Annotated in this window: 2 protein-coding genes; both read left to right on the top strand. The window is 41.0% G+C overall.

From position 1 onward, the window contains the following. Positions 1-2,921 (top strand): DNA polymerase III subunit alpha (locus tag ACIQZ6_RS11990; protein ID WP_395811410.1); only part of this gene is annotated, 2,921 nt, incomplete at its 5' end. 160 nt (positions 2,922-3,081) lie between these two features. Beyond that, positions 3,082-4,584 (top strand): hypothetical protein, encoded by a 1,503-nt coding sequence (locus ACIQZ6_RS11995; RefSeq protein ID WP_395811412.1) that lies wholly within the window; start codon positions 3,082-3,084, stop codon positions 4,582-4,584. Positions 4,585-4,690 lie beyond the last annotated feature (106 nt).

Genomic DNA, 4,690 nt, shown 5'->3' on the forward strand with positions numbered 1-4,690 from the left:
ATTCCCAATATAGTTTACGCTATGGCACGCTATCTATAGCAAAGCTGGTGGAGCAGGCTAAAATATTGGGGATAGAACAAATGGCTCTCACCGACATCAATAATTCGACAGGGGCAATAGAATTTATTCGGGAATGCCATAACAAAGGCATTAAGGCCATTACAGGCATTGAATTTAGAAGGGATGGAAACATGCTCTATGTTGGGATAGCCCGCAACAGGGAAGGCATGAAAGAACTCAATGATTTTCTGAGCTTCTACAATCTGAATAGCATGAAGCTACCCGACAGGCCCTGGGATTTTCAGAATGCCTACATTATTTATCCCTATTCACCGAATCATCCATTACTAAAAGAAAATGAATACCTGGGGGTGCCCTACCGTGATCTGGGTAAGCTTTTTGGAAGGCCGCTATCCAAAATAAAGGAAAAGATCGTTGCCTTACAGCCGGTCAGTATCAGCAATAAACTTGAATATCGCCTGCACAAGTATTTACGTGGGATAGATCTGAATACCCTCTTATCCAAGATCGGGGATGATGATCAATGCCATGAAGATGAAATCCTGATGCAGCCCGAAAAACTAAGAGAACTTTACAGTTCCTACCCCTTCATGATCAGTAATACAGAAAAGCTGATGAATGCGTGTAGCAGTACGTTTGAAAAGGGCTCAAAGAACAGAAAAACATTCACAGGCTATGCCAAAGATGATAAAGACCTTCTGGAAAAGCTCGCCATGGAGGGAATGGAATATCGTTATGGCCGCTCCAACAAAGAAGCTTTAAAACGGGTTAAAAAAGAGCTGCAGGTAATCGATGAACTGCACTTTTCTGCCTATTTTTTAATCACATGGGATATCATTCGCTATTCCATGGCTCGGGGTTATTACCATATTGGAAGGGGCTCGGGGGCAAATAGCATCGTCTCGTATTGTATGCGCATTACGGATGTTGACCCTATAGAACTCGACCTGTATTTTGAGCGTTTTCTGAACCGGCAGCGAAGTAGTCCGCCAGATTTCGACATCGATTACAGCTGGGATGAACGGGAAGATGTGCAAGACTATATTTTTAAACGATATGGGAGTAAACATACAGCCTTACTGGGTACGATGAGCACGTTTAAAGATCGTTCGATCATCCGTGAGATTGGCAAAGTAATGGGGCTGCCGCGGCAAGAGATAGATAGTTTTACCGACCCAACCCGGTTTAGCGAGAACCGCCAGAATCCTACCTTCTATAAAATACTGGCTATTCAGAATATGATGCAGGATATGCCCAACCAGCGATCCATTCATGCAGGCGGGGTACTCATATCGGAAGAGCCAATCACCTATTATACCGCACTAGATTTGCCGCCCAAAGGCATGCCCGTAGTGCAATGGGATATGTATGAAGCCGAATCGATAGGGTACGAAAAGTTTGATATTCTTAGTCAGCGAGGTATCGGGCACATCAAGGAAGCCGTCAATCTGATCTTTGAAAACCAACAAAAAAAGCCTGATATCCATCAAGTGAAATTATTCATGAAAGATCCGAAGATCAATGCCCAGCTGAAAACCGGAGATACGATCGGCTGCTTTTACATTGAATCGCCGGCCATGCGTCAATTACTGAAAAAGCTGGGTTGCGAAAGCTATATCACACTGGTTGCAGCCAGCTCAATCATCCGGCCCGGTGTTGCCTCTTCGGGCATGATGAAAACTTATATTCAGAATTTCCATGACCCTGAAAATGTAAAATACCTGCACCCGGTCATGAAGGAACATCTGCAAGAAACCTTCGGAGTGATGGTATACCAGGAAGACGTGATCAAGATCTGTTACCACTATGCAGGTCTGGATCTGACCGATGCCGATGTGCTCAGGCGGGGTATGAGCGGAAAATACCGGTCTAAAAAAGAATTCGACCGGCTTGTACAACGCTTTTTTGACCGCGCCAAAGAAATTGGCCGAGATGAAGAAACTACCAAAGAAGTATGGCGGCAGGTATCATCCTTTGCCGGGTATAGTTTTTCTAAAGCCCATTCCGCATCATTCGCCGTAGAAAGCTATCAAAGCCTCTTCCTAAAAACCTATTATCCGATAGAATTTATGGTGGCCGTACTCAATAATTACGGTGGCTTTTACCAGCGCTGGGTATACGTTCATGAATTGAAAAAAGCTGGCGCCAATGTGCACCTACCCTGTGTAAACCAAAGTGAGGTAAAGGTCAGCATCAGGGGTAAAGATGCATGGCTAGGCTTTATCGGCATACAAGGGCTAGAAAGCCATTTCATGGAGCTGATTCCCGCAGAGCGGATGGCCAATGGCTCCTACCGGGATCTTGCCGATCTGATCAAACGTACCGGAATCAATCTGGAGCAGGCAATCATCCTGATCAGGATTGGTGCATTGCGCTTTACCGGAAGTAATAAAAAGGAACTGTTGTGGGAAGTTCATAACTACCTGGGCAGCAAGACTGTACCGAAGCAAAGCACGGAACTGTTTTGCACAGAAGCTAAAGAGTTTTATCTGCCCGAACTGCAAACCTCTATGCTGGAAGATGCCTACAATGAGCTGGAACTGTTGGGCTACCCGCTTAGTATGGACATGTTCAACCTGCTCAAAACTAGCTACCGTGGCCATCTGATGGCAGATGATCTTAAAAATCATATCGGACAGATCATCCGTACGGTAGGTAATTATGTTTGTGAAAAGCCAGTTCGCACAAAAAACAATAAAAAAATGTGGTTCGGAACTTTTCTAGATAATGAGGGCAACTTCCTAGATACCATACACTTCCCAGCAAGCACTCCAGCATACCCATTCCGTGGTAAAGGATGCTATTTAATTGAGGGTAAAGTAGTTGATGATTTTGGTTACCCCAGTATCGATGTGAACAAATTCGCTAAACTGCCCATTAGGGATAATCCGGTTTTTTAGGAAGGCACACGTGAGTACTGAGTGAATGGTAAGGCACACGCGACACGCGTGCGCCAGCCACTGTTTACTCAAAAATATATGCCGCTTACTCAATTTTACCTGTATCTGAAAATTTATCATCGAGTTTAGCTTAAGTAAAACTTAATCTAAAACTTATCTCATGAATAAATTAACTATTTTTCTAAAAATAGCAGTCTGTACAATTCTATTGTTCAGTTCATGCAAAAAGGATGGAATTCAAAAGGAAATATTTCCAGATATTCTGTCAACTACTCCGGCCCAATTCAAAAGCTGGTTTAATAACCGATTTAGTACTAATCAAATCAGTATTCATGGCTTGAGTAATACTATTGATTCAAGCAAATCGCTAAATTCTGTTCCAAAATTAGTGTTAGAGCCTGTATGGGTTGAAGCAAAAAACTATACACGGGGCGATAGTATACTAGCAGAAATTCCGTTAAAGAATGGAAATATAGCTTTCTCACAAAATCAGATAGATGCTAAAAACTTTGATTTTTCAAAAGCAGGCAATGTAACCAGCTTACTTTTCATACAAACTGATTCCAAGGTTCGAGGAGTATTGATGACCATCATTGGGGATGAAGGCTACCTGCAGGGAGATCTGAAAAAACTGAAGAATAATACCTTCAGAAAAAAGGAAAAGAACTTCAGCGGAGATGTTTTGTATCATACCACAAAGGGTATATTTATCAATGGATATCGGTATTATGATGGTAAAGTTGTGGGATATATTAGCCCAGGGAAAGCATCCAACTCCAATGAAAAAAAGAAATTTGCAAGCGCTAATGTTAAAGACCTTGTTTGTGAAACGTATAAGCAGGTTACTACCTACAGACAATGTAATGGAGGATGCGTATATTGGTCTGAAACCGTCTTCTTTCAACACTGTTATGTAGAGAATGGCTTGTTCGATCAGGGGCCAACTGGTTGCGGAGGAAACGGAAACAAGGACCTAATGCAATCAGTGAATAGGAGTGCCTGCCCGGATGAGGATCCAATAGATAAAATAGAACCTACGCTTAAAGAACTTATATATAAAATTTATATTCATAAGTTAATTATGCGTAATGCAGCAGCAAAATTGGGAATTTGCCCTTCAGCGATAGATATATTAGAAAATGCGGTTGTATGGCCCGATCTTAATACTGCTGCTGGAATGTTTCCAGGCTCTTCTATCTACCATTTTGATGCTTTGGCTAATTATGACGCTATCCAAAAGAATTGGAGCCTAATGACAAGTAACGTAAACAAACACCAATCAATTAGTGATTATAATGCACTAGGATTCTATATACACGCATTTCAAGATTTTTATGCACATTCAAATTACGGCTCTTTACTAATTAAATATTATAAGAATGATACAAATAAAATTCCTTTTTCGGAAGTATTAAATGATACTTCGGGGAAGTATAATGGTTTAAAAGCACTTTTAAGGGATGAATTAAAAACGGGAACTTATGATTTCTTTTCTCAATATCTACATCAATACGGAGTAAATCCTCGAAATGGAATAAATTATGAAGAAACTCATGGTTTCATAGCTGACGATAAGGTGGAGACCTATGCCGGAAAATACGCAGCTAGACTTGCTGAATTAGAAACATTTAAAACCTTAATGTATATAAACAAATGCAATTAAAATGAAATATGTTAGATTATTAAAAGCATTGCTTGTAATAGGAAACGTCCTATTTATTTTACTGGGTATTTTAACTGGCATTGAAAGTGCGATAAGGTATGATAAG

It is taken from the genome of Daejeonella sp., assembly GCF_044348475.1.
Taxonomy (GTDB): Bacteria; Bacteroidota; Bacteroidia; order Sphingobacteriales; family Sphingobacteriaceae; genus Daejeonella.